Source organism: Pseudomonas sp. BTN1, from assembly GCF_001907715.1.
In the GTDB taxonomy this organism is placed as follows: Bacteria; Pseudomonadota; Gammaproteobacteria; order Pseudomonadales; family Pseudomonadaceae; genus Aquipseudomonas; species Aquipseudomonas paracarnis.
In genome coordinates this window covers 104,913-128,140 of sequence record NZ_MPBM01000019.1, presented here as the reverse complement: position 1 = coordinate 128,140, position 23,228 = coordinate 104,913, and the positions used below count along the sequence as shown (strand labels likewise).

Sequence of the window (23,228 nt, the reverse complement as noted above, 5' to 3'; positions counted from 1 at the left end):
GTTTATTTATACTGGGCAACATTTCTGTGGATAGATCTCTACAGGCCTTTATTTTCAATGTGTACAGCGATTCAAAACGTTGTGGTCATCTGCCAATGAGGCCCTTGGATAAGTGCTTTAAGCCTGTGGATTAAACGACCGGTTATCCACAGATGGGTTTTTACGCAGGTTTCACGCCCTGTTATCAACTGGGCACAGGAGCGGTTATTCACAGGGCTTAATCCACAGAAACGGCCGATTTCGTCCACGGCAAAGCTGGGAATTAATCCCGGGTGGGACAAAAACAGATCTATTGTGGGAAAACACTGGGCCAGTTAATAATAGCGATTATCATTAACCTGCCTTGTCGCGCCTATGCCTCCCTCCTCACATACCGCAGCGGTCCAGCACATCTATGAACAGCACCATTCGTGGTTGCGCGGATGGCTCAAGGGAAAATTGCATAACGCCAGCGATGCAGCCGATGTGGCCCACGACACGTTCGTGCGCATGCTCGGTGGACGACATGCGGCGCAGATCCTCGAACCACGGGACTATCTGGCCACCATCGCCAGGGGCCTGGTGATTGATCGGTATCGCCGGCATGCCATCGAGCAGGCCTACAGGCAGACCCTGGCAGAGCGTCCTGAAGCCACGGCTATCAGTGAGGAAGACAAGGCAATCATCATCGAAACCCTGGTGGCTGTGGATAAAGCGCTGTCTGGGCTGGGTGAGCGTGCACGGCGAATTTTCATGCTGGCACAGATTGAAGGGCTGACTTATCAACAGATCGCCGATCTACTGCAGGTATCGCTGACCACGGTGAAGAAACACATGATCCGTGCCCTCACCGAGTGCTCCCTGATCATGGCCAGCCGGTAATGGTCAGCCCTGACCGCAAGACGTTCGAGGTCGCTGCCAGTTGGTATGTGCAATTCCAGTTGCAATCACCGACGCCCGCACAACATCAAGCGTGGCAGCAGTGGCTTAATCATGACCCGTCCCACCAGGCGGCTTGGGACCAGATGGAGCAGTTGCAACGCAGCCTCGGTGGCCTGCCCCCTGATCTCACACGCCGCGCGTTATCCACCACGCAACAGCGGCGCCAGGTACTCAAGTGGATGCTGGTGCTTGGCGGCAGTGGCTACCTGGGCTGGAACGTCCAGCAACATACGTCGTTGGGTAACGCATGGGCTGATTACCGCACGTCGGTGGGCCAGAGGCGGCGCATCGAGTTGGCGGATGGCACGCAGATCAATCTCAATACTCATACCGCTATCGATGTGGCCTTTGACGGGCACCAACGTTTGATCCGTCTGCGCGAGGGTGAAGTACTTATCCACACCGGCACGCGGGGTGGGCACGTACCGTTTTATGTAGAAACTCGCCAAGGCCGGGTCCAGGCGCTGGGCACTCGGTTTACTGTGCGCCAACTGCCGGACGCCACGCGGGTGGGCGTCTTGGAAGAAAGGGTTGAGATATCCCCCGGCGACCAACCCGAACTTCGCCGCACTATTGGCGCGGGTGAGAGCGCAGAGTTTGATCGGCACAATGTGCGCCCTGCCCAGCGATATGGCGGTGTACAGGCCGCCTGGGTCGATGGCCAACTGATCGTGCTCGATGCTCGGCTAGGAGAAGTTATCGATGAGTTGGCGCGCTATCGGCCGGGCGTATTGCACTGCGACCCAGCCTCTGCGGGCCTACGCGTTTCCGGGACATTCCGTCTGGACTCAACCGATGCCGTCCTCGCTAACCTGCAAGCGAGCCTGCCGATTCAAGTGAAATACTTTACGCGCTATTGGGTGTCGGTCACCCGGATCGGCTAATCGAAAAATAATCCACAGAGGGGTTATCTTTTTTTGACCTGGTGCGGCCCTACAGGTAATCACGACGCTACCTTCAGGGCTTACTCACCTATGCGCCTTCCCACCCCGCTCCGCAAACGACTTTCCTGCCATGGCATGACGTACGGTCTGCAGTTCATCACCGCTACGACCGGTGTGTTGTTATCCACCACCGTCATGGCCGCCAGCGCAACGCAACACTTTGCCATTGCCGCAGGCCCGCTGGACAAGGCCTTGAGCCAGTTTGCCGCCAAGGCCAATGTGATTCTGTCCTTCTCGCCACAGCAAACGGCGCGTTTGAATACGCCAGGGCTGCAAGGTGACTATTCGGTGGACCAGGGCTTTGCGCTACTGTTGCAGAACTCGGACCTGCAGGCGGTCGCACAGGCTCCCGGCAGCTATGTATTACAGGCGGCACCTGCTGGCCAATTGACCTTGGCCCCTACCACCGTGAGCGCTTATCAACAGGGCGGCTTCAATCAAGAGATCGCCGGGGATGTAGGCTACAAGGCTCAGAACAGCCGGATCGGCACGAAGACCAGCACACCGCTGTCCGAGACCCCGCGTTCGGTGTCCGTTGTCACTGGCCAGCGTATCAAGGACCAGAAGTCCCAGACCCTGACAGAAGTGCTGGGCTACGTACCGGGAATCTTCGCCCCACCGTTCGCGGCGGGCGACGGCTTGGCAGGCGATCTGTTTTTCATACGCGGTTTCAACGCCACGGATTACGGCTACGGCCTGCTGCGAGATGGCCTGCGAGTTCAAGGCAATCGATACGACACCACCAGCGAACCCTACGGCCTGGAACGGGTCGAGATTTTCCGCGGTCCTTCTTCCCTGCTCTACGGTGAAAACGCACCCGGTGGCTTGGTTAATCTGGTGAGTAAACACCCGACTGCAACCCCGCAAGGCGAGGTGCAGGTGAGTTATGGTTCGAATAATCGACGCCAGTTGGGTGTGGATATCTCGGGCCCGCTCAACGACAGTGACACTATCCTGGGTCGGGTGGTGATGCTGGGGCGTAAATCCGACACGCAGACCGATCACGTTCCGGACGATCGTCTGTATATCGCGCCATCCTTGACCCTGAACTTCGACGACTACAACACCCTGACGCTGCTGGCCAACTATCAGAAAGACCATACCAACCTGGAACTCGGCCTACCCGCCGCCGGTACCCTGCTTACAAATCCCAACGGCAAGCTGTCCAAACACACCTTGCTGGGCAACCCGGACTGGAACACCTTTGAACGCGAAGCGTGGAGCACCGGCTATGAGTTCAGCCACAGCTTCAATGATGACTGGCAGTTCCGTCAGAACTCGCGCTATATGCAGTCACGTATCAACCGGCACGAAACCTGGCCTGGCTCATTGAATAACGGTGGCTTCGGCACCCGGCTGAACATGAACGCCTACGACCGCTACAACAAGTCGATGGTCTATTCCCTGGATAACCAGCTCGAAGGCAAGTTCCAGTTGGGCAGTGTGGAAAACACAGTGCTATTGGGCGCCAGCTATGACCGAACCTCGTTCAATCAAGACTGGGATGCGGGTTTCGCCGGCACCATCGATGTGTATAACCCAGTGTACCTGCGCGACCCGCTCACTCCCCTGGCAGTGCAAAACACTTTGCTTGAACAGCAGATGAAAGGGGTTTATGCACAGATCCAAAGCAAATACGACCATTGGCTCTTTCTGCTCGGCGGCCGCCAGGACTGGGTCGACAGCGATTACCGAGACAAGGTCAAGCCATCGAGTAATATCAACTCACAGGATCGTAAATTCACTTACCAGGGCGGGGTGATGTACCAGTTCGACAACGGCCTTACGCCGTATGTCAGCTATTCCACCGCGTTTGTCCCCGTGCAGCAGATCTCCAACGCCGGCTCGCCGTTGAAACCGATCACCAGCAGCCAATACGAAGTGGGCGTTAAGTACGAACCGATCGGCTGGGATACGGCGATGACCGTGTCGGTGTATGACCTGCGCAAGCAGGACGATACCTACCTTGATGCCACCACCAACAGCTATCGCCAAGTCGGTGAAAGTCGCGCCAAGGGCGTGGAAGTCGAGGTCAACAGTAACATCAGCTCCAACTTCAACGTGACGGCAGCCTATACCTACACTGACGCTCGGATAACCAAGGATTCGGCCACATCGCTGGTAGAAGGCCGTCAGATGACGGGCGTGCCGCGTAACCAGGCTTCGGTGTGGGGCAAATATCGCTTTCTCGACGGCCAACTCAAGGGTTTCTCCGTGGGCGGCGGGGTGCGCTATTTCGACAGTACCTTTTCCTACACCCCGCCTACGCTCTACGGGAAGCTGGACGCAGGAAGCGTCACCTTGGTGGATGCGGCACTGGGTTATCAGATCAACCCACACTGGTCGGTGGACCTGAACGCCAAGAACCTGTTCGACAAGGAATATGTATCCGGTTGCAACGATGCGGGGCGTTGCTATTGGGGCGACAGCCGTACCTTGCTCGGTACGGTGTCTTACAACTGGTAGACGGTGTGGATAACTCGGTTACTTGCCAATGCAAAAGCTGGAGAAAATCCGCCCCAGCAAATCATCCGAGCTGAAAGCGCCGGTGATTTCACCCAACAGCTGCTGCGCCTGACGCAGATCTTCAGCCAGCAGCTCCCCAGCCCCCGCCAAGGTCAGCTGGGCCCGCCCGTGCTCCAGGGCCGCGCTGGCATGACGCAGCGCTTCCAGGTGCCTGCGCCGCGCACTGAAGCTGCTTTCCGACGTCTGTTCGTAGCCCATGCAGGCTTTAAGGTGTTCGCGCAGCAATTCCAGACCCTCACCGGCCGATTTCGCGCTCAAGCTGATCGTGACGTGGCCATCTTCACTGGTTTCCAGGGCGATGGCTTCACCCGTAAGGTCGGCCTTGTTACGGATCAAGGTGACTTTGGCCGGGTCTGGCCGTTGTTCAAGGAATTCGGGCCACAAGGCAAAAGGATCCACAGCTTCCGGTGCAGTGGCATCCACCACCAGCAACACACGATCGGCTTCGCTGATCGCCTTGAGCGCACGTTCCACGCCGATTTTTTCCACCTGGTCGTCGGTGTCGCGCAGACCAGCGGTGTCGACCACGTGCAGCGGCATACCGTCGATGTGGATATGCTCGCGCAAGATATCCCGTGTAGTGCCGGCGATCTCGGTGACGATGGCCGCCTCGCGCCCTGCAAGAGCATTGAGCAGGCTGGATTTGCCGGCATTGGGCCGGCCGGCAATTACCACCGTCATACCATCGCGCAGTAAGGCGCCCTGCCCGGCTTCACGCAGCACTGTGGATAACTCATCGCGGACTTTGTCCAGCATCGCCAATACATGGCCATCCGCCAGAAAGTCGATTTCTTCTTCCGGAAAATCAATCGCGGCTTCGACGTAGATGCGCAGACTGATCAACTGCTCGGTCAAATTATGCACACGCAGGGAAAAAGCCCCCTGCAATGAGCGCAACGCGTTACGTGCAGCCTGTGCAGAACTGGCTTCGATCAAATCAGCGATAGCTTCGGCCTGGGCCAGGTCGAGCTTATCGTTCAAGAATGCGCGTTCGCTGAATTCCCCGGGTCTGGCCAGGCGGCAACCCAATTGCAAGCAGCGCTGCAGCAGCATGTCCAACACCACAGGACCACCGTGCCCTTGTAGTTCAAGGACATCTTCACCGGTGAACGAGTTTGGCCCTGGAAAATAGATGGCCAGCCCCTCGTCCAATACGCTGTGGTCGGCATCCAGGAACTGGCCGTAATGGGCATAACGGGGTTTCAGCTCCCGGCCGCTGATAGCCTTGGCTGCCACGCCCGCCAATGGCCCGGAAATTCGAACGATGCCGACACCGCCCCGACCTTGAGCGGTAGCGACAGCAGCGATGGTTTCACGAGGAGCGCTCATCAGCAGGTTCCAGAACAAAAGTAACGGAAAGCAAAACGCCCCACTAGGGGGCGTCTTGAGTGGTTATCCACAGAGTAAATTACGCCTCGGCTTTTTTGGTAGCCGCTTCGATTTTACGTGTGATGTACCACTGTTGAGAGATCGACAACACGTTGTTGACCACCCAGTACAGTACCAAGCCAGCAGGGAACCACAGGAAGAAGAAGGTGAAGATGATTGGCATCATTTTCATTACCTTGGCCTGCATCGGATCCGGCGGGGTTGGGTTCAGACGCTGCTGGATAAACATGGTCGCGCCCATGATGATCGGCAGGATAAAGAACGGGTCTTTGATCGACAGGTCAGTTATCCACAGCATGAACGGCGCCTGGCGCATTTCAACGCTTTCCAGCAATACCCAGTAAAGCGACAGGAACACCGGCATCTGTACCAGAATCGGCAAGCATCCACCCAGCGGGTTGATCTTCTCTTTCTTGTACAGCTCCATCATGGCCTGCGACATTTTCTGCCGGTCATCACCATGTTGTTCTTTCAGCGCGGCCAGTTTCGGGGCCACGGCGCGCATACGCGCCATCGACTTGTAGCTGGCTGCCGACAGAGGGAAGAAAAGCCCTTTGATCAGCATGGTCAGGAAGATGATCGACCAGCCCCAGTTACCGACGATGCTGTGGATATGCTGCAACAGCCAGAAGATCGGCTGGGCAATGAACCACAGGAAGCCGTAGTCCACAGTCAATTCCAGGCCTGGGGACAACTCTTTCAGTACCGCCTGGCTTTTAGGGCCGGCGTACAGGGTAGCGCTGGTTTCAGCCTTGGCACCTGGAGCGACGGTCAACGCCGGGCCAGTGAAACCAATGATGTAGTTGCCCTGGCTGTCCTTGCGGGTCTGAACGAGGTTCGCGTCACCCTTGTTAGGAATCCAGGCGGTCACGAAATAGTGCTGCAGCCACGCTACCCAGCCACCTTGGACGGTTTCTTTCAGCGAGCCCTTGTCGATATCTTTCATCGACACTTTTTTGTACGGCTCGTTACTTGTCCACAGGGCGGCGCCCAGGTAAGTGGCGGTACCGGTGGCGGTGCTGGAAGACGGATCGGAGCTGGCGTCACGCTTGAGCTGGGCAAACAGGTTGCCGCTCCAGGCTTTGTCGCTGGTGTTGTCGATCAGGTAAGTGACCTTCAAATCGTACAAACCGCGGGTAAAGCTGAAACGCTTGATGTAGTTGACACCGTCGAGGCTGAATTTCAGGTCGACGTTCAACTGGTTCTGGCCGTCTGCCAGTTGATAAGTCTTCTGCTCGGTCGAATAAACCGGACGACCGGTAGCACGTGCATCCGGACCATTGGTGCCGGTCAGGCCGCTTTGCGCCAGATAGGTACGTTCACCGCCGTTATCGAACAGTTGGAACGGCACATCCGGATGGTCTTGGCGACGTGGATAAAGCGGCAGCTTCAGCTGTGCGATATCACCACCTTGTGGGTCGATAGCCAGGTCGAGCACATCCGTTTTTACGTGGATGAGGTCTTTGTTGGTGACCACTGGCGTTTCTAACGGGGCACTTGTCTCGCCATTCGCGCTGGGAACATCGGCACTCGCGGACGCATTGTTACCCAGCGGGGTGTCCGGAATAGCCGGCGCAGCCTGATTGGTAGCAACATTCTGAGTCGGCAGGGCAGCCTGACCGTAGTCCTGGTTCCATTTAAGGACCATGACATAGGACACGATTGCCAGGGCGACGATCAGGATTGTGCGTTTAATATCCATGATTACTCGGCCATCGAAGAAGAACGGGAGGTAGGGATAGGTGGAACCGGGTCATAACCACCGGGATTCCACGGATGACAGCGACCTAAACGACGAAAGGTCAGCCAGCCACCGCGCAGAGGACCATGATTTTCTATGGCCTCTAACGCGTAGCAGGAACAACTGGGGTAGAAACGACAGTGGCTGGCCATCAGAGGACTAATGGCATAGCGATAAAACTGGATCGGAACGATTGCCAGTTTACGCATCAAGGCTGTCTACCCCTACAGTTTCGGTGCTGACTGCTGGTGCTGGCTTGTGGGTACGCGCCAAACGTTTCCAGAGCTTGCCGAAATGCTGAATCAATTCGGGGTTTTCTACATCACCCAAGCCTTTGCGCGCGACGATAACAATATCCCAACCAACCAGAGTGTCCTGGTGGAGGCGAAACGATTCGCGCATCAGACGCTTGAGGCGATTGCGCTCAACGGAGAGCTTTACGCTCTTCTTGCCGATCACCAACCCGAGACGGGGGTGATCAAGATCGTTGTTACGCGCAAGGAGCAGGAGATTTTTCCCCGGAACCTTGCCGGTGGGGGAGTCAAAGACTGCCTTGAAATGCCGGGGGGTTAGCAGACGCTTTTCCCGACTGAAGTCCTGACTCACCACCAGTACCGGATTATCAAACTGCCAGACGCGCACGACCTTTGGCGCGGCGACGCGACAGGACAGCACGGCCGTTCTTGGTAGCCATGCGAGCACGGAAGCCGTGAGTACGGGCGCGTTTGATGGTGCTTGGTTGGAAAGTACGTTTCATGGCGTTGTTACCTGGTTCGTCCACAACGGGCCGGAATGGCCCCCGTTTTAAGAGACCGGCGATTCTAGAGAAAGCAAGCCTCTAGGTCAATTTCCAACCAGCTTTTCCTTTAATTAGATGTCGACGGGGTCCTGGCGCCCTTCTCCCCGTCTGACTTCCATCTGCCATGCGATAGATATAAAAATAAAGAAGGAAGTTATTTAAAGCTTTTCTGTAAAGCTTATAAAAGCTAGGGACGCGATTATCTGTGGATAACTGCCTTGAGCCCTTGTTCCACGTGTTGTACAGAGAATGACAACACGGGGGAGAAGCGGTGCTCTGCCTGTGCTGCGCTATCGGATAAGCTGTGTGTGGAACAGCTACTTATCCACAGGCCGGTTACCCACAGACTTTCGACCCCACTTGTACAACGAGCTTAGGTGGGTTTATCCACAGAGCTTATGCACAGACCACTGGTCGCATTTTTTGCGGTTAAGGCATTGATTTTGGGTGGCCTGTGAACAACCTACATGTGGATAAGTGGACGGCTGGCCGCTACAATGGCGGCTGTTTTTGCCTCACCGGCTTTCAACTTAGGGGATATCCGTGTCAGTGGAACTTTGGCAGCAGTGCGTGGAGCTTTTGCGCGATGAGCTGCCTGCCCAGCAATTCAACACCTGGATCCGTCCGCTACAGGTCGAAGCCGAAGGCGACGAGTTGCGTGTCTATGCGCCCAATCGTTTTGTCCTCGACTGGGTCAACGAGAAGTACCTGGGCCGCGTTCTCGAATTGCTCGACGAACATGGCAACGGCCTGGCGCCTGCTCTCTCCTTATTAATAGGCAGCAAGCGCAGCTCAGCTCCTCGCGCCGCGCCGAATGCGCCATTGGCCGCCGCCGCGTCGCAAGCCCAAGCTGCAGTGGCGCCTGTCGCCGCAGCACCTGCACCGGCAGCTGCGCCGTCCAAGCCGTCGTCGCGCAAAAATAATGCGCCAGAGAATGAAGAGCCGTCCCGCGACAGCTTCGACCCGATGGCCGGTGCCAGCTCTCAACAGGCGCCCGTGCGCTCCGAGCAACGTACTGTGCAGGTAGAAGGCGCGCTCAAGCACACCAGTTACCTGAACCGCACGTTTACCTTCGAGAACTTTGTCGAAGGCAAGTCCAACCAGCTGGCCCGAGCGGCCGCCTGGCAGGTCGCCGATAACCCCAAGCATGGTTACAACCCGCTCTTCCTTTATGGCGGCGTGGGCTTGGGTAAGACGCACTTGATGCACGCCGTCGGTAACCACCTATTAAAGAAGAACCCGAATGCCAAGGTGGTTTACCTGCATTCGGAGCGCTTCGTGGCCGACATGGTCAAGGCCTTGCAGCTCAACGCCATCAACGAGTTCAAGCGTTTCTACCGCTCCGTTGATGCCTTGTTGATCGATGACATTCAGTTCTTTGCCCGCAAGGAACGTTCCCAAGAGGAGTTCTTCCACACCTTCAACGCCCTGCTCGAAGGTGGCCAGCAGGTCATCTTGACCAGTGACCGTTACCCGAAGGAAATCGAAGGCCTGGAAGAACGTCTGAAGTCTCGTTTCGGCTGGGGCCTGACGGTTGCCGTCGAGCCACCGGAGCTGGAAACCCGCGTTGCGATCCTGATGAAGAAGGCCGACCAGGCTAAAGTCGATCTGCCTCACGATGCTGCGTTCTTCATCGCCCAACGCATCCGTTCCAACGTGCGTGAGCTGGAAGGCGCGCTCAAGCGGGTCATCGCCCACTCGCACTTCATGGGTCGCGATATCACCATCGAGCTGATTCGCGAGTCCTTGAAAGACTTGTTGGCCTTGCAGGACAAGTTGGTGAGTGTGGATAACATCCAGCGTACCGTGGCCGAGTACTACAAGATCAAGATTTCCGACCTGCTGTCCAAGCGCCGTTCGCGCTCGGTGGCACGTCCACGCCAGGTTGCCATGGCCCTCTCCAAGGAGTTGACCAACCACAGCCTGCCGGAAATCGGTGATGTGTTTGGCGGACGCGACCACACCACGGTCTTGCACGCATGCCGCAAGATCAATGAACTTAAGGAATCCGACGCGGATATTCGCGAGGACTACAAGAACCTGCTGCGTACACTGACTACGTGATGACACCAGCGCAGCTTATTAAGGCAAGGGACTAGACCATGCATTTCACCATTCAACGCGAAGCCCTGTTGAAACCCCTGCAACTGGTCGCAGGCGTCGTCGAGCGCCGACAGACCTTGCCGGTGCTTTCCAACGTATTACTGGTGGTCGAGGGGCAACAGTTGTCCTTGACCGGTACCGACCTGGAAGTCGAACTGGTGGGTCGTGTCCAGCTCGAAGAGCCTGCCGAACCCGGCGAGATCACCGTGCCGGCGCGCAAGCTGATGGATATCTGCAAAAGCCTGCCTAACGATGCGCTGATCGACATCAAGGTGGATGAGCAGAAGTTGGTGGTCAAGGCAGGCCGTAGCCGTTTCACCCTGTCGACCTTGCCGGCCAATGACTTTCCAACCGTAGAAGAAGGCCCTGGCTCGCTGACGTGCAGCCTGGAGCAAAGCAAGCTGCGTCGTTTGATCGAGCGCACCAGCTTCGCAATGGCCCAGCAGGACGTGCGTTACTACCTCAACGGTATGCTGCTGGAAGTCTCGGAAGGTATTATCCGCGCCGTGGCCACCGACGGTCACCGTCTGGCAATGTGCTCGATGCGTGCCGATATCGGTCAGCCGGATCGTCACCAGGTAATCGTTCCACGCAAAGGTATCCTTGAACTGGCGCGCTTGCTCACCGAGCCGGACGGCAACGTCAGCATCGTGTTGGGCCAGCACCACATTCGCGCGACCACCGGTGAGTTCACCTTCACCTCCAAGTTGGTAGACGGTAAGTTCCCGGACTACGAGCGTGTGTTGCCTAAAGGTGGCGACAAGCTGGTGGTCGGTGATCGTCAGGCTCTGCGTGAAGCCTTTAGCCGTACTGCGATTCTGTCCAACGAAAAGTACCGTGGTATTCGCCTGCAGCTGGCCAACGGCCAACTGAAAATCCAGGCCAACAACCCGGAACAGGAAGAGGCGGAAGAAGAAGTGGGTGTCGACTACAACGGCGCATCGCTGGAAATCGGCTTTAACGTAAGCTACCTGTTGGACGTGCTGGGTGTTATGACAACCGAACAGGTTCGTCTGATCCTGTCGGACTCCAACAGCAGCGCCCTGGTACAAGAATCCGACAACGACGACTCGGCTTACGTTGTCATGCCGATGCGCCTGTAATCATGCTCAGCAGAAGCTAGATGTCCCTCAGTCGCGTCTCGGTCACCGCGGTGCGCAATCTGCACCCGGTGACCTTCTCCCCTTCCCCCCGCATCAATATCCTCCATGGCGCCAACGGCAGTGGCAAAACCAGTGTGCTGGAAGCCATCCATCTGCTGGGGCTTGCGCGTTCCTTCCGCAGTGCCCGTTTGTTACCCGTGATTCAGTACGAACAATTGGCCTGTACCGTATTTGGCCAAGTGGAACTGGCTGAGGGCGGTCATAGCAGCCTGGGGATATCGCGTGATCGTGGTGGGGAATTTCAGATCCGAATCGACGGGCAAAATGCGCGCAGCGCAGCTCAACTGGCAGAGATCCTGCCGTTGCAACTGATCAACCCCGACAGCTTTCGATTGCTGGAAGGTGCCCCGAAAATCCGTCGGCAATTCCTCGACTGGGGCGTGTTCCACGTGGAACCACGCTTCATGGCCACTTGGCAGCGCCTGCAGAAGGCCCTGCGGCAGCGGAACTCATGGCTGCGGCATGGTACACTTGACGCCGCTTCGCAAGCAGCCTGGGACCGTGAACTGTGCCTGGCCAGCGACGAAATAGATGAATACCGCCGCGCCTATATCAAAGCCTTGAAACCAGTCTTTGAGCAGACCTTGAGCGAGTTGTTGGACCTCGAGGGCTTGACGCTGAGTTATTACCGGGGTTGGGACAAAGAACGTGAGCTGAGTGCAGTGCTCGCAACGTCCTTGCAACGGGATCAGCAAATCGGACACACCCAGGCCGGCCCCCAGCGCGCTGATTTGCGCCTTAGATTAGGTGCACACAATGCTGCGGACATCTTGTCCCGCGGCCAGCAAAAGTTGGTGGTCTGTGCGTTGCGTATCGCGCAGGGCCATCTGGTTAGCCAGGCTCGACGCGGTCAGTGCATTTATTTGGTGGATGACTTGCCGTCAGAGCTCGACGAGCAGCACCGCCGCTCGCTATGCCGCTTGTTGGAAGACTTACGCTGCCAGGTGTTTATCACCTGTGTAGACCACGAATTATTGAGGGAAGGCTGGCAGACGGAAACGCCAGTCGCTTTGTTCCACGTGGAACAAGGCCGTATCACCCAGACCCACGACCATCGGGAGTGAAGGCATGAGCGAAGAAAACACGTACGACTCGACCAGCATTAAAGTGCTGAAAGGTTTGGATGCCGTACGCAAACGTCCCGGTATGTACATTGGCGACACCGATGATGGTAGCGGTCTGCACCACATGGTGTTCGAGGTGGTCGATAACTCCATCGACGAAGCTCTGGCCGGTCACTGCGACGACATCAGCATTATCATCCACCCGGATGAATCCATCACCGTGCGTGACAACGGTCGTGGCATCCCGGTAGACGTGCACAAAGAAGAAGGCGTTTCGGCGGCAGAGGTCATCATGACCGTGCTCCACGCTGGCGGTAAGTTCGACGACAACTCCTATAAAGTATCCGGTGGTTTACACGGTGTAGGTGTGTCGGTAGTGAACGCCCTGTCCGAAGAACTGATCCTCACTGTCCGCCGTAGCGGCAAGATTTGGGAGCAGACCTACGTCCACGGCGTACCACAGGAGCCGATGAAAATTGTCGGTGACAGTGAAACCACCGGTACCCAGATCCACTTCAAGCCATCGGAAGAAACCTTCAAAAACATCCACTTCAGCTGGGACATCCTGGCCAAGCGGATTCGCGAACTGTCTTTCCTTAACTCCGGTGTCGGCATCGTCCTCAAGGATGAGCGCAGCGGCAAGGAAGAGCTGTTCAAGTATGAAGGTGGCCTGCGAGCGTTCGTTGAATACCTGAACACCAACAAGACCGCGGTCAACCAAGTGTTCCACTTCAACATCCAGCGTGAAGATGGCATCGGCGTGGAAATCGCCCTGCAGTGGAACGACAGCTTCAACGAGAACCTGTTGTGCTTCACCAACAACATTCCACAACGCGATGGCGGTACTCACCTGGTGGGTTTCCGTTCTGCGCTGACGCGTAACCTGAACACCTACATCGAAGCGGAAGGCTTGGCGAAGAAACATAAAGTCGCCACCACCGGTGACGATGCCCGTGAAGGCCTGACGGCGATCATCTCGGTCAAGGTACCGGATCCGAAGTTCAGCTCCCAGACCAAAGACAAGCTGGTGTCTTCCGAAGTGAAGACTGCGGTTGAACAGGAAATGGGTAAGTACTTCTCCGACTTCCTGTTGGAAAACCCGAACGAAGCCAAGCTGGTTGTCGGCAAGATGATCGACGCTGCACGCGCCCGTGAAGCCGCGCGGAAGGCCCGTGAAATGACCCGCCGCAAAGGCGCGCTGGATATCGCCGGCCTGCCAGGCAAACTGGCTGACTGCCAGGAGAAGGACCCTGCCCTCTCCGAACTGTACCTGGTGGAAGGTGACTCTGCTGGCGGTTCCGCCAAGCAGGGTCGTAACCGTCGCACCCAGGCCATCCTGCCGTTGAAGGGTAAGATCCTCAACGTTGAGAAGGCCCGCTTCGACAAGATGATTTCCTCCCAGGAAGTCGGCACCTTGATCACGGCGTTGGGCTGCGGTATTGGCCGCGATGAGTACAACATCGACAAGCTGCGTTACCACAACATCATCATCATGACCGATGCTGACGTCGACGGTTCGCACATCCGCACCCTGCTGCTGACCTTCTTCTTCCGTCAGTTGCCGGAGCTGATCGAGCGTGGCTACATCTACATCGCCCAGCCGCCGTTGTACAAAGTGAAAAAGGGCAAGCAAGAGCAATACATCAAAGACGACGACGCCATGGAAGAGTACATGACGCAGTCGGCCCTGGAAGATGCCAGCCTGCACTTGAATGACGAAGCGCCGGGTATCTCCGGTGAGTCGCTGGAGCGACTGGTCAACGACTTCCGCATGGTCATGAAGACACTCAAGCGTTTGTCGCGCCTGTACCCTCAGGAGCTGACCGAGCACTTCATCTACCTGCCGGCCGTGAGCCTGGAGCAGTTGGGCGATCACGCCGCCATGCAGGATTGGCTGGCCCAATACGAAGTGCGCCTGCGTACTGTGGAGAAGTCTGGTCTGGTGTACAAAGCCAGCCTGCGTGAGGACCGTGAACGTAACGTATGGCTGCCAGAGGTCGAACTGATCTCCCACGGCCTGTCCAATTACGTCACCTTCAACCGCGACTTCTTCGGTAGCAACGACTACAAGACCGTGGTTACCCTCGGCGCGCAATTGAGCACCCTGCTGGACGACGGTGCTTACATTCAGCGTGGCGAACGCAAGAAGCAGGTCAAGGAGTTCAAGGAAGCCTTGGACTGGTTGATGGCGGAAAGCACCAAGCGTCATACCATCCAGCGCTATAAAGGTCTGGGCGAGATGAACCCGGATCAGCTGTGGGAAACCACCATGGACCCTGCTCAACGTCGCATGCTGCGCGTGACCATCGAAGACGCCATTGGCGCCGACCAGATCTTCAACACCCTGATGGGTGATGCGGTCGAGCCTCGTCGTGACTTCATCGAGAGCAATGCCTTGGCGGTGTCTAACCTGGACTTCTGATCAGGAACATCTGCTAAAAACAAAAGGCCAACGCTTAGCGTTGGCCTTTTTTGTTGGTTCGTAGTCGCGCATTTTTTAAATGCTCCACGTGGAACATCAGGCTATTTAACTTTCCACAGCGGGTGTCACACTCTCCAACCGATACCCGTACCCATAGATCGTCAACAGCTGCCAACCGCGATCCGCGGTCAGCCCTAGCTTGTTGCGCAGGCGGTAGATATGCGTGTCCAACGGCCGCGACGACACCATTTCTTCGTGGCTCCAGAACCGCTCATAGAGATACTCGCGAGACAACGGCCGGGCCAGGTTGGCAAATAGACAACTTGCCAAACGGTATTCCCGTTCTGTCAGGTTAATGGGCTTGCCCGCTCGGGTGACGGTCAGTTCGGCATCGTCGAACGTCAGATCGTTAAAGCTCTGTACTTCCTGGGTAGCCGACTTTTGCAAACCGTGGCGCCGCAGCACGGCGCTGACTCGGGCTTTGAGTTCGTTGGGCCGAAACGGCTTGCTGACATAGTCGTCCGCCCCGCTGTTCAACGCCGTCACGATATCGCTTTCGGCATCGCGACTGGTGAGCATGATAACGGCGGGAGGCGACTCCATGTGCTCGCGGGTCCAGCGCAATAACGCGATCCCGGAGATATCCGGCAGTTGCCAGTCGAGGATCAGCAGGTCAAAGGTTTCCCGACGTAGCTGGCGTAGCAGGTCTTCGCCACGTTCAAAAAAATGCAGGGACCAGGGCTGTTCAGCCGGACCGGGAATCTGTCGCAGTGTCTGTTCCACCCGTCGCAACTCTGCGGGTTCGTCATCCAGTATTGCGACACGCATGGGCGGGGTCCTTCCTACAAAAATACGAGAGCTTGAATGGGGGGCACATGCTGTACAAATGCCGGCCTATGAATCTGAATAATTATGGACGGATTCTACAGTGCCTGGATCTCTCGATACGCTGAAAGCGCCGTAAACTCAATCCACTACGATCCTCAAAGAAGATACCGGCTCCTGTCGTTCCGTAAAAGCGTCGGTGTGATCGCCTCGCCGGGGCGTTATGCCCGCTCCAATGTGCGGTATCGTTCATTGCGCGGTCGTGGGAAGTCCTCCAATGAGACCGAAATAAGCTTCACTGGTTTCAGAACACTGCATGCACTTCATCGCAACCCCATGGAGAGGGATCCTGGGCTTATGACATCTTTACTTAACGACCATCAATGCCTTGGCCCCCTCATGGCGCTAGCCCTGTGAAGCTCTGGCGCAAAACCGAGAAACGCCAACCTACCCAGGCCCAGCTTTTGTTCCATGGGTTGGTTCGTGAATGGCTGTTGATCGGTTTGGTACTCCTGCCCTTTACGGCCTACTTATCCTTGAGCGCTGGCTTAGCGCTCAATAATCCGCTCTATGACAGCCTGCGCCGCCTCACGCCCTTGCCGGTAGATCCACGCATCGTCCTGGTGACCATCGACGCACCCAGCCTGGAAGCACTTGGCCCATGGCCTTGGCCGCGCAGCGTACATGCCGAGCTGATTGAACGCGTGAACGCCGCACAGCCGGCGGGCATTTTGTTGGATGTGATCTTCAGTGAGACCGACCACAGTCATGACGAGCAGCGCCTGGCCGATGCCGTATGCAAAGCCGGCAATGTATTGCTGCCCATCGCCGGAGACAGCAGCGTCAGCCCCAAGGCTCCCATAGCGCCGTTGTCGCCACTGCTCAAGTGCGCCAAGGGTGTCGGTCACATCAACGTCGAAGCGGACAACGACGGTGTGGTGCGCAGCGTGTATCTACGTGAAGGCCCGCCGGGGAGCACGCTTCCTCAGTTGGCGTGGCTGGCGTTCGCCATGAGCGAGCATGCCGAGACGATGCCGGGCCTGCCACAAGAGCCTACTGGAGGGCACTGGCATCAGGAACATGAGATTCGTGTGCCGTTCACTTCGGAACCAGACCATTTTCCCAGTCTGTCCTACGTCAGCGTACTACGCGGCGAGGTAGCTCCCGAGTCGCTGCGGGGTCGCCTGGTTCTGATCGGCGCCTCAGCCTATGGCATGGCCGATCGTTTCGTGACGCCGCTCTCTTCCACCGTGGGCACCACTGCGGGGGTTGAGATCCAGGCTGAAGTACTGAATGGTTTATTGCAGGGTCGCAGCATCGTCGATCTGCCCGGCTGGTTCGCGGCGTTGCTGGCAACGTCCCTGGTGGCCCTGCTGCTGGGCCTTCTGCTTGTGCGCCCCCGTTACGCCCTGTGGATGACCTTGGCGTGCATGGCCGTGGCTTTGCTGGGCTCATGGGGCTTATTGCGCCTGGGCCACTGGTGGAGCCCCGCAGCATGCCTGATCGGTTTGTTGCTGAGTTACCTGATCTGGAATTGGCGACGTCTGAGCGTAATTCTCGCCTACTTTGGCTGGGAACTGGCACGTCTGGATAACGAACCCAAGGTGCTTCCGGAACGTCGTCGCGCGCCCGCCAGTAAGGGCGATGTGCTGCAAGGGCGGATCTTTGCCCTTGAACAAGCCGTCAGTCGTACACGCGATACGCGGCGCTTTATGGCTGACGGGCTGGAGTGCCTGCCGGTAGCAACGCTGATCACCGACCCTCAGGGCAGCATCCTGTTGGCCAACCGCGTGGCCCGTGAAGTATTCGGCAATGACCTGGTCGGCGAAAACCTCGTCGAACAGCTCGCCGATCTAGGCTATCCCCCGCTGCACAATGGTGTACGCCCTGCCCTGTCGGCGCTGGAACTGGTCGAGTTTCGCGATATCCACCAACGCAGTTTGCGCATGGAACTGGCCCCTTTGCTGCCTGCCGAAGGGGATTTCGCCCTCGGCTGGTTGTTGAGCCTCACGGACCTGAGCAAGGAGCGTGAAGCCCAGCAGCACCGCGAGACGATGCTGCGTTTCCTTTCCCACGACCTGCGTGCACCGCACTCAGCGATCCTTGCCCTGTTGGACGTGCACAACGGGGAGTCCCCGGTGTTTACCCAGATCGAACAGCAGGTGCGGCGGGCCTTGAGCCTGACCGAATCCTTTGTGCAATTGGCCAAGGCTGAAGCGGACGGTTACCAGTTCCAGCCCACCCTGTTTGCCATGCTGGTGATGGACGCCTTTGATCAAGTGGCGGTGATTGCGCAGTTGAAGGGCATCCATTTGGTTCACGACCTGGATGAGGCGGACGAGGCCATGGTCTACGCCGACCAATCGCTGCTCACCCGGGCGTTGTTCAATGTGCTGGAGAACGCGATCAAATACTCCCCATCCGGTACCACCGTCAGGTTGAGGCATGGCAGTGCGCAAGGTTGGTTGGAATGCAGGATAAGCGACCAGGGACCGGGGATTGCGCCTGAGGATCTGCCGGAGTTGTTTAACCAATACCGACGTTTCGATTCGGCTCAAGGCAGTGAGGGGCTTGGACTGGGGCTGACCATGGTTAAAGCAGTGTTGGAGCGGCACGGTGGGCGCATCGTGTGTGAAAGTGAGCTGGGCAAGGGCTCGACGTTTATCCTACTGCTGCCGTTATTGGAGGACTGAAAAAGCGGCTTTTCTGCTGTGCATAAAAAACCGGTCACAAGGACCGGTTTTTTTATGAAGAAAAAACTTATGCACGTTTTTCTGAATTTTATGAGCTTCAGAAATATGTAAGTAAATCAGCTTGTTATGAAGCAAAAAAGCCAATTCGCCAACAAAGCGTACACAGGTTATCCACAGATGCTCAAACGGCCGGCGTCTCCACCACCACAGGTTCCGGAGGCAGGGAGCCCATGGCCCGTTGCTGCGCCTCATTCCACGCCGCAGCGCGGTCGTTCAGGGCGGCGATGGCACGTGGTCCTTCGCCTTCTGCGTACATCGGTTCGCCGATCACTACGGTGATAGTGCCTGGGCGTTTAGCCCAGCCAGTCTTGGGCCAGAACTTGCCGGCGTTATGCGCAATTGGCAGCACAGGCAGGTTGGCGTTGACCGCCAGGGCGGTACCACCCCGTGAGAACTTACCCACGGTGCCGTAGGGCACCCGCGTGCCCTCGGGAAAGATCAGCACCCAGACGCCGTCCTTGAGCAACTCATCGCCCTTCTTCGCGACATGCTTGAGCGCAGCCTTGGGGTTGTCCCGGTCGATGGCGATCGGACGCAACATGGCCATGGCCCAGCCGAAGAATGGCACATACAGAAGCTCGCGCTTGAGCACCTGGCTCAACGGCGAGAAATACGCCGAGAGGAAGAACGTCTCCCAGGTGCTCTGATGGTTCGAGAGAATCACGCACGGTTGATCAGGAACGTTTTCAGCGCCCTTGACCTCGAAACGAATATTCAGGAACACCTTGCTCAGCCACAACGCGCAGCGGCACCAGTAGACGTTGATAAAGCGATAGCGCGCCTTGAAGGGAAGGAACGGTGCAATAAAAAAGCTCAGGGTGCACCAGAGAAACGAACTGGTGCCCAGCAGCAGGTAAAAGAAAAAGGTTCTGATGGCCTGCAAGATCGACATGGCGGCATTTACCGTTGCGGGACACGGCCCGCCTGCTAAAAGCGCACTCCCGAACAGTCCTTGGTCAGGAAGTCGAGGGCGGCTAGTTGTTGATAAGTTCTGCGGCAACGGCCGCCAGATCGTCAAAAATCAAGGTGCCTACCGGCAGGTTTTTAGCCTGGGTCTTTTCGCCTTTTCCGGTTTTAACCAAAACTGGCTGAGAGTCGACGGCTTTGGCCGCCTCCAGGTCACCGAGGCTGTCCCCGACGAACCATATCCCAGCCAAGGGCACCTTGTAATGTTCTGCAATAATTTTCAACATGCCAGGCTTGGGCTTGCGGCAATCGCAGCCTTCGTCCGGCCCGTGGGGGCAGTAGACCACCAGCCCCACCTCGCCGCCCTGCTCGGCCACTAACGCGCGCAAACGCGCGTGCATGGCCTCCAGGGTCGCGATGTCGTAGTAACCGCGGGCGATGCCGGACTGGTTGGTGGCGATGGCCACCGTCCAGCCGGCTTTGCTCAACTGCGCGATGGCCTCGATCGAACCGGGCAGCGGGATCCACTCCTCCACCGACTTGATGTAAGCGTCGGAGTCGTAGTTGATCACCCCGTCCCGATCGAGAATCAGCAGTTTCAACATGATCAGCCCAGTACGGAGATGTCGGCGATATTGATGAACAAGCCACGCAGGCGCGCCAGCATGGCGTAGCGGTTTTTGCGCACGCCAGCATCATCGGCATTGATCATCACCGCTTCGAAGAACGCATCCACCGGCTCACGCAAGGACGCCAGGCGCGCCAACGCTTCAGCGTAGTTACGCTCAGCGATCAGCGGCTTCACGGCGTTCTCGGCCTTGGCGATGGCTGAGTTCAGCGAGAACTCCTTGGCATCGGCAAACAGGCCCGGGTCGACTTCGGCAGTGCCGAGGTTGTCGGCCTTGCTCAACAGGTTCGACACGCGCTTGTTCACGGCGGCCAGGGCATCGGCTTCCGGCAGCTTGCGGAACGCTTGCACGGCTTGTACACGCTGGTCGAAGTCCAGTGCCGAGCCCGGTTGCAGGGCACGTACCGACAGGTAGACGGAAACGTCCACTCCTTCGTCTTCATAACGCGCACGCAGGCGATCGAACACAAACTCCAGCACTTGCTCGGCCAGGCCGGCTTGCTTGACCTTGGTGCCGAACTGGCCGACGGCAAATACCACGGCCTGGGTCAGGTCGAGGTCCAGCTTTTTGTCGATCAGGATACGCAGCACGCCCAAGGCCGCACGGCGCAGGGCATACGGGTCTTTGCTGCCGGTGGGCAGCATGCCGATACCGAAGATACCCACGAGGGTGTCCAGCTTGTCGGCAATGGCCACGGCCGCACCGGTCAGGGTGCTCGGCAGTTCTGCACCGGCACCGCGCGGCATGTACTGCTCGTTCAGGGCCAGGGCGACATCATCCGGCTCGCCGTCGTTGAGGGCGTAGTAGTAACCGGCCACGCCTTGCATCTCTGGGAACTCGCCGACCATCTCGGTGGCCAGGTCGCACTTGGACAGCAAGCCAGCACGCGCTGCCCACGCGGCATCGCCGCCAATACGGGGCGCAATGTAGGCCGCCAGCTTGGAAACACGCACGGCCTTGTCGTAGACGCTGCCGAGTTTTTCCTGGAACACCACGTTTTGCAGGCGCAGGTTGAAGTCTTCCAGCTTCTGCTTCTTGTCTTGCTTGAAGAAGAACTCGGCGTCGGTCAGGCGCGGGCGCACGACTTTTTCGTTACCGGCGATGATCTGCTGTGGGTCTTTGCTTTCGATGTTGGCCACGGTGATAAAACGCGGCAACAACTTACCGTCCACGTCCAGCAGGCAGAAGTACTTCTGGTTGTCCTGCATGGTGGTGATCAAGGCTTCTTGCGGCACGTCGAGGAAACGCTCTTCGAACGAGCACACCAGCGGCACCGGCCATTCCACCAGGGCGGTCACTTCGTCGAGCAGGCTTGGCGGCACGATGGCGGTGCCTTCCTGCAGACGGGCCAGCTCTTCGGTGCGCTTGCTGATCAGCTCGCGACGCTCATTGGCGTCGGCCAGCACGTAAGCAGCGCGCAGGTCGTTGAGGTAGTTGGCCGGCGAAGTGATGCGCACGCTTTCTGGATGATGGAAGCGGTGACCACGGGAGTCACGACCGGCCTTCTGGGCGAGGATGGTGCAATCGATGACCTGGTCACCGAGCAGCATCACCAGCCATTGGGTTGGGCGCACGAACTCTTCCTTGCGCGCACCCCAGCGCATGCGCTTGGGGATAGGCAGGTCGTTCAGGGAATCTTCAACGATGGTCGGCAACAGGCTGGCGGTTGGCTTGCCGGTGATGACCTGGCTGAAACGCAGTTTCGGGCCGCTCTGGTCGATCTCGCTCAGCTCCACGCCACACTTCTTGGCAAAGCCAAGGGCCGCCTGGGTCGGGTTGCCTTCGGCGTCGAAAGCCGCCTGGCGCGGTGGGCCGTCCAGGTTGATGCTGCGATCCGGCTGCTGGGTTTCCAGCGCGGTCAGCAGCACAGCCAGGCGGCGCGGCGCGGCGTAGACCTTCTTGGCTTGAAACTTCAGGCCAGCGGTCTGCAGGCCTTTTTCGATACCGGCCAGGAATGCATCGGCCAGGGTATTGAGGGCCTTGGGTGGCAGCTCTTCGGTGCCCAGTTCAACCAGGAAATCTTGAGCACTCATTGTGCAGCCTCCAGCTTAGCCAACACTTCATCACGCAAATCCGGGGTTGCCATCGGGAAGCCCAGCTTGGCGCGAGCCAGCAGGTAGGCTTGGGCGACGGAACGCGCCAGCGTGCGCACACGCAGGATGTATTGCTGGCGCGCAGTAACCGAAATGGCACGGCGGGCGTCCAGCAGGTTGAAGGTATGGGAGGCCTTCAACACCATTTCATAGCTTGGCAACGGCAGCGGCTGGTCGAGTTCGATCAGGCGCTTGGCTTCGCTTTCATAGAAGTCGAACAGTTCGAACAGTTTGTCGACGTTGGCGTGTTCGAAGTTGTAGGTGGACTGCTCCACCTCGTTCTGGTGGAACACATCGCCGTAAGTCACCTTGCCGAACGGGCCGTCAGCCCATACCAGGTCGTAGACCGAGTCCACGCCTTGCAGGTACATGGCCAGGCGCTCAAGGCCATAGGTGATTTCGCCGGTGACCGGGTAGCACTCGATGCCGCCGGCTTGCTGGAAGTAAGTGAACTGCGTCACTTCCATGCCATTGAGCCAGACTTCCCAGCCCAGGCCCCAGGCGCCCAGGGTTGGCGACTCCCAGTTGTCTTCGACGAAACGAATGTCGTGCACCAGTGGGTCCAGGCCGACATGTTTCAGCGAGCCCAGGTACAGCTCCTGGAAGTTGTCCGGGTTGGGCTTCAATACCACCTGGAACTGGTAGTAGTGCTGCAGACGGTTCGGGTTTTCGCCGTAGCGGCCGTCAGTCGGGCGGCGACTGGGCTGCACATAAGCGGCGTTCCAGGTTTCCGGGCCGATGGCCCGCAGGAATGTAGCGGTGTGGAAAGTGCCGGCGCCTACTTCCATATCGTAGGGCTGAAGTACCACACAACCTTGCTCGGCCCAGTATTGCTGGAGGGCGAGGATCAAGTCTTGGAAGGTACGCACGGCTGGCGTAGGCTGGCTCACGAAATTCACCTGTTACTTGGGCTGCGATTTAAAGAGCGGGAGTATACCCGATTCGGCCCC

18 protein-coding genes are annotated in these 23,228 nt (G+C 57.8%); 8 read left to right on the top strand and 10 right to left on the bottom strand.

Annotated features, from left to right (window positions below):
* Nucleotides 1–354 precede the first annotated feature (354 nt).
* The 3 genes from BMH52_RS08235 (at nt 355) to BMH52_RS08225 (ending at nt 4,331) form a co-directional block, all read left to right on the top strand.
* Nucleotides 355–861, top strand: coding sequence for a sigma-70 family RNA polymerase sigma factor (locus BMH52_RS08235; RefSeq protein WP_072435293.1), 507 nt, complete (start codon nt 355–357; stop codon nt 859–861).
* Entirely contained in the window at nt 861–1,805 is a 945-nt protein-coding gene (locus tag BMH52_RS08230; protein ID WP_073843359.1) for a FecR domain-containing protein, read from the top strand. The genes BMH52_RS08235 and BMH52_RS08230 overlap by 1 nt, the downstream gene beginning before the upstream one ends.
* A gap of 135 nt (nt 1,806–1,940) precedes the next feature.
* Nucleotides 1,941–4,331 (top strand): TonB-dependent siderophore receptor, encoded by a 2,391-nt coding sequence (locus BMH52_RS08225; protein WP_177345079.1) that lies wholly within the window; start codon nt 1,941–1,943, stop codon nt 4,329–4,331.
* A gap of 18 nt (nt 4,332–4,349) precedes the next feature.
* Here the strand turns inward: BMH52_RS08225 and mnmE are convergent, their stop codons facing one another.
* The 5 genes from mnmE to rpmH all read right to left on the bottom strand — a co-directional run bounded on the left by mnmE (nt 4,350) and on the right by rpmH (nt 8,278).
* The gene (gene mnmE / locus BMH52_RS08220; RefSeq protein ID WP_014720595.1) at nt 4,350–5,720 is read right to left on the bottom strand and encodes a tRNA uridine-5-carboxymethylaminomethyl(34) synthesis GTPase MnmE; all 1,371 of its coding nucleotides are present in this window, start codon (nt 5,718–5,720) and stop codon (nt 4,350–4,352) included.
* Between the two features lie 79 nt (nt 5,721–5,799).
* Nucleotides 5,800–7,482: a membrane protein insertase YidC gene (yidC, locus tag BMH52_RS08215; RefSeq protein ID WP_014720596.1), complete on the bottom strand. Its 1,683-nt coding sequence runs from the start codon at nt 7,480–7,482 to the stop codon at nt 5,800–5,802.
* A 2-nt stretch (nt 7,483–7,484) separates the two neighbouring features.
* Complete coding sequence (yidD, locus tag BMH52_RS08210; protein ID WP_073843355.1) at nt 7,485–7,730, bottom strand: membrane protein insertion efficiency factor YidD; 246 nt, start codon at nt 7,728–7,730, stop codon at nt 7,485–7,487.
* The gene (gene rnpA / locus BMH52_RS08205) at nt 7,723–8,130 is read right to left on the bottom strand and encodes a ribonuclease P protein component (protein WP_020302575.1); all 408 of its coding nucleotides are present in this window, start codon (nt 8,128–8,130) and stop codon (nt 7,723–7,725) included. Before rnpA ends, yidD begins: the two co-directional genes overlap by 8 nt.
* Nucleotides 8,131–8,143: 13 nt before the next feature.
* Complete coding sequence (gene rpmH / locus BMH52_RS08200; protein WP_003213577.1) at nt 8,144–8,278, bottom strand: 50S ribosomal protein L34; 135 nt, start codon at nt 8,276–8,278, stop codon at nt 8,144–8,146.
* A gap of 585 nt (nt 8,279–8,863) precedes the next feature.
* Here rpmH and dnaA point away from each other — a divergent pair.
* Genes dnaA through gyrB form a run of 4 tightly spaced genes read left to right on the top strand, consistent with a single transcriptional unit; the run spans nt 8,864 to nt 15,072 of the window.
* Nucleotides 8,864–10,384, top strand: a complete 1,521-nt coding sequence (gene dnaA / locus BMH52_RS08195; protein WP_014716280.1) for a chromosomal replication initiator protein DnaA — start codon at nt 8,864–8,866, stop codon at nt 10,382–10,384.
* A gap of 38 nt (nt 10,385–10,422) precedes the next feature.
* Nucleotides 10,423–11,526: a DNA polymerase III subunit beta gene (gene dnaN / locus BMH52_RS08190; RefSeq protein ID WP_003187250.1), complete on the top strand. Its 1,104-nt coding sequence runs from the start codon at nt 10,423–10,425 to the stop codon at nt 11,524–11,526.
* Between the two features lie 20 nt (nt 11,527–11,546).
* The gene (gene recF / locus BMH52_RS08185; RefSeq protein WP_003187251.1) at nt 11,547–12,650 is read left to right on the top strand and encodes a DNA replication/repair protein RecF; all 1,104 of its coding nucleotides are present in this window, start codon (nt 11,547–11,549) and stop codon (nt 12,648–12,650) included.
* Nucleotides 12,651–12,654: 4 nt separating this feature from the next.
* Nucleotides 12,655–15,072 (top strand): DNA topoisomerase (ATP-hydrolyzing) subunit B, encoded by a 2,418-nt coding sequence (gyrB, locus tag BMH52_RS08180; RefSeq protein WP_003187253.1) that lies wholly within the window; start codon nt 12,655–12,657, stop codon nt 15,070–15,072.
* Nucleotides 15,073–15,177: 105 nt separating this feature from the next.
* On the opposite strand, the gene BMH52_RS08175 is transcribed toward gyrB, so the two are convergent.
* A complete protein-coding gene (locus BMH52_RS08175; protein WP_014716281.1) occupies nt 15,178–15,900 on the bottom strand; it encodes a response regulator transcription factor in 723 nt (240 codons plus the stop codon).
* A 410-nt stretch (nt 15,901–16,310) separates the two neighbouring features.
* On the opposite strand from BMH52_RS08175, the gene BMH52_RS08170 reads away from it, so the two are divergent.
* Nucleotides 16,311–18,590: a CHASE2 domain-containing protein gene (locus BMH52_RS08170; protein ID WP_073843354.1), complete on the top strand. Its 2,280-nt coding sequence runs from the start codon at nt 16,311–16,313 to the stop codon at nt 18,588–18,590.
* A gap of 181 nt (nt 18,591–18,771) precedes the next feature.
* Here the strand turns inward: BMH52_RS08170 and BMH52_RS08165 are convergent, their stop codons facing one another.
* From BMH52_RS08165 to glyQ, 4 genes are all read right to left on the bottom strand, one after another.
* Nucleotides 18,772–19,542 carry a 1-acyl-sn-glycerol-3-phosphate acyltransferase gene (locus BMH52_RS08165; protein ID WP_003187258.1) on the bottom strand — a complete coding sequence of 257 codons (771 nt, stop codon included), beginning with the start codon at nt 19,540–19,542 and terminating at the stop codon, nt 18,772–18,774.
* An 82-nt stretch (nt 19,543–19,624) separates the two neighbouring features.
* Nucleotides 19,625–20,164, bottom strand: a complete 540-nt coding sequence (gene gmhB, locus BMH52_RS08160; RefSeq protein WP_173877514.1) for a D-glycero-beta-D-manno-heptose 1,7-bisphosphate 7-phosphatase — start codon at nt 20,162–20,164, stop codon at nt 19,625–19,627.
* On the bottom strand, nt 20,164–22,218 hold the full coding sequence (glyS, locus tag BMH52_RS08155; protein WP_014716283.1) for a glycine--tRNA ligase subunit beta: 2,055 nt from the start codon (nt 22,216–22,218) through the stop codon (nt 20,164–20,166). The genes gmhB and glyS overlap by 1 nt, the downstream gene beginning before the upstream one ends.
* Complete coding sequence (glyQ, locus tag BMH52_RS08150; RefSeq protein WP_003187265.1) at nt 22,215–23,168, bottom strand: glycine--tRNA ligase subunit alpha; 954 nt, start codon at nt 23,166–23,168, stop codon at nt 22,215–22,217. Before glyQ ends, glyS begins: the two co-directional genes overlap by 4 nt.
* Nucleotides 23,169–23,228: the final 60 nt, after the last annotated feature.

Coding starts and splice junctions, on each gene's coding strand:
- BMH52_RS08225 (WP_177345079.1), top strand. CDS start 1,941: ATGACGTACGGTCTGCAGTTCATCACCGCTACGACCGGTGTGTTGTTA.
- rpmH (WP_003213577.1), bottom strand. CDS start 8,278: ATGAAACGTACTTTCCAACCAAGCACCATCAAACGCGCCCGTACTCAC.
- BMH52_RS08165 (WP_003187258.1), bottom strand. CDS start 19,542: ATGTCGATCTTGCAGGCCATCAGAACCTTTTTCTTTTACCTGCTGCTG.
- gyrB (WP_003187253.1), top strand. CDS start 12,655: ATGAGCGAAGAAAACACGTACGACTCGACCAGCATTAAAGTGCTGAAA.
- BMH52_RS08230 (WP_073843359.1), top strand. CDS start 861: ATGGTCAGCCCTGACCGCAAGACGTTCGAGGTCGCTGCCAGTTGGTAT.
- BMH52_RS08175 (WP_014716281.1), bottom strand. CDS start 15,900: ATGCGTGTCGCAATACTGGATGACGAACCCGCAGAGTTGCGACGGGTG.
- recF (WP_003187251.1), top strand. CDS start 11,547: ATGTCCCTCAGTCGCGTCTCGGTCACCGCGGTGCGCAATCTGCACCCG.
- dnaN (WP_003187250.1), top strand. CDS start 10,423: ATGCATTTCACCATTCAACGCGAAGCCCTGTTGAAACCCCTGCAACTG.
- mnmE (WP_014720595.1), bottom strand. CDS start 5,720: ATGAGCGCTCCTCGTGAAACCATCGCTGCTGTCGCTACCGCTCAAGGT.
- BMH52_RS08235 (WP_072435293.1), top strand. CDS start 355: ATGCCTCCCTCCTCACATACCGCAGCGGTCCAGCACATCTATGAACAG.
- yidC (WP_014720596.1), bottom strand. CDS start 7,482: ATGGATATTAAACGCACAATCCTGATCGTCGCCCTGGCAATCGTGTCC.
- yidD (WP_073843355.1), bottom strand. CDS start 7,730: ATGCGTAAACTGGCAATCGTTCCGATCCAGTTTTATCGCTATGCCATT.
- glyS (WP_014716283.1), bottom strand. CDS start 22,218: ATGAGTGCTCAAGATTTCCTGGTTGAACTGGGCACCGAAGAGCTGCCA.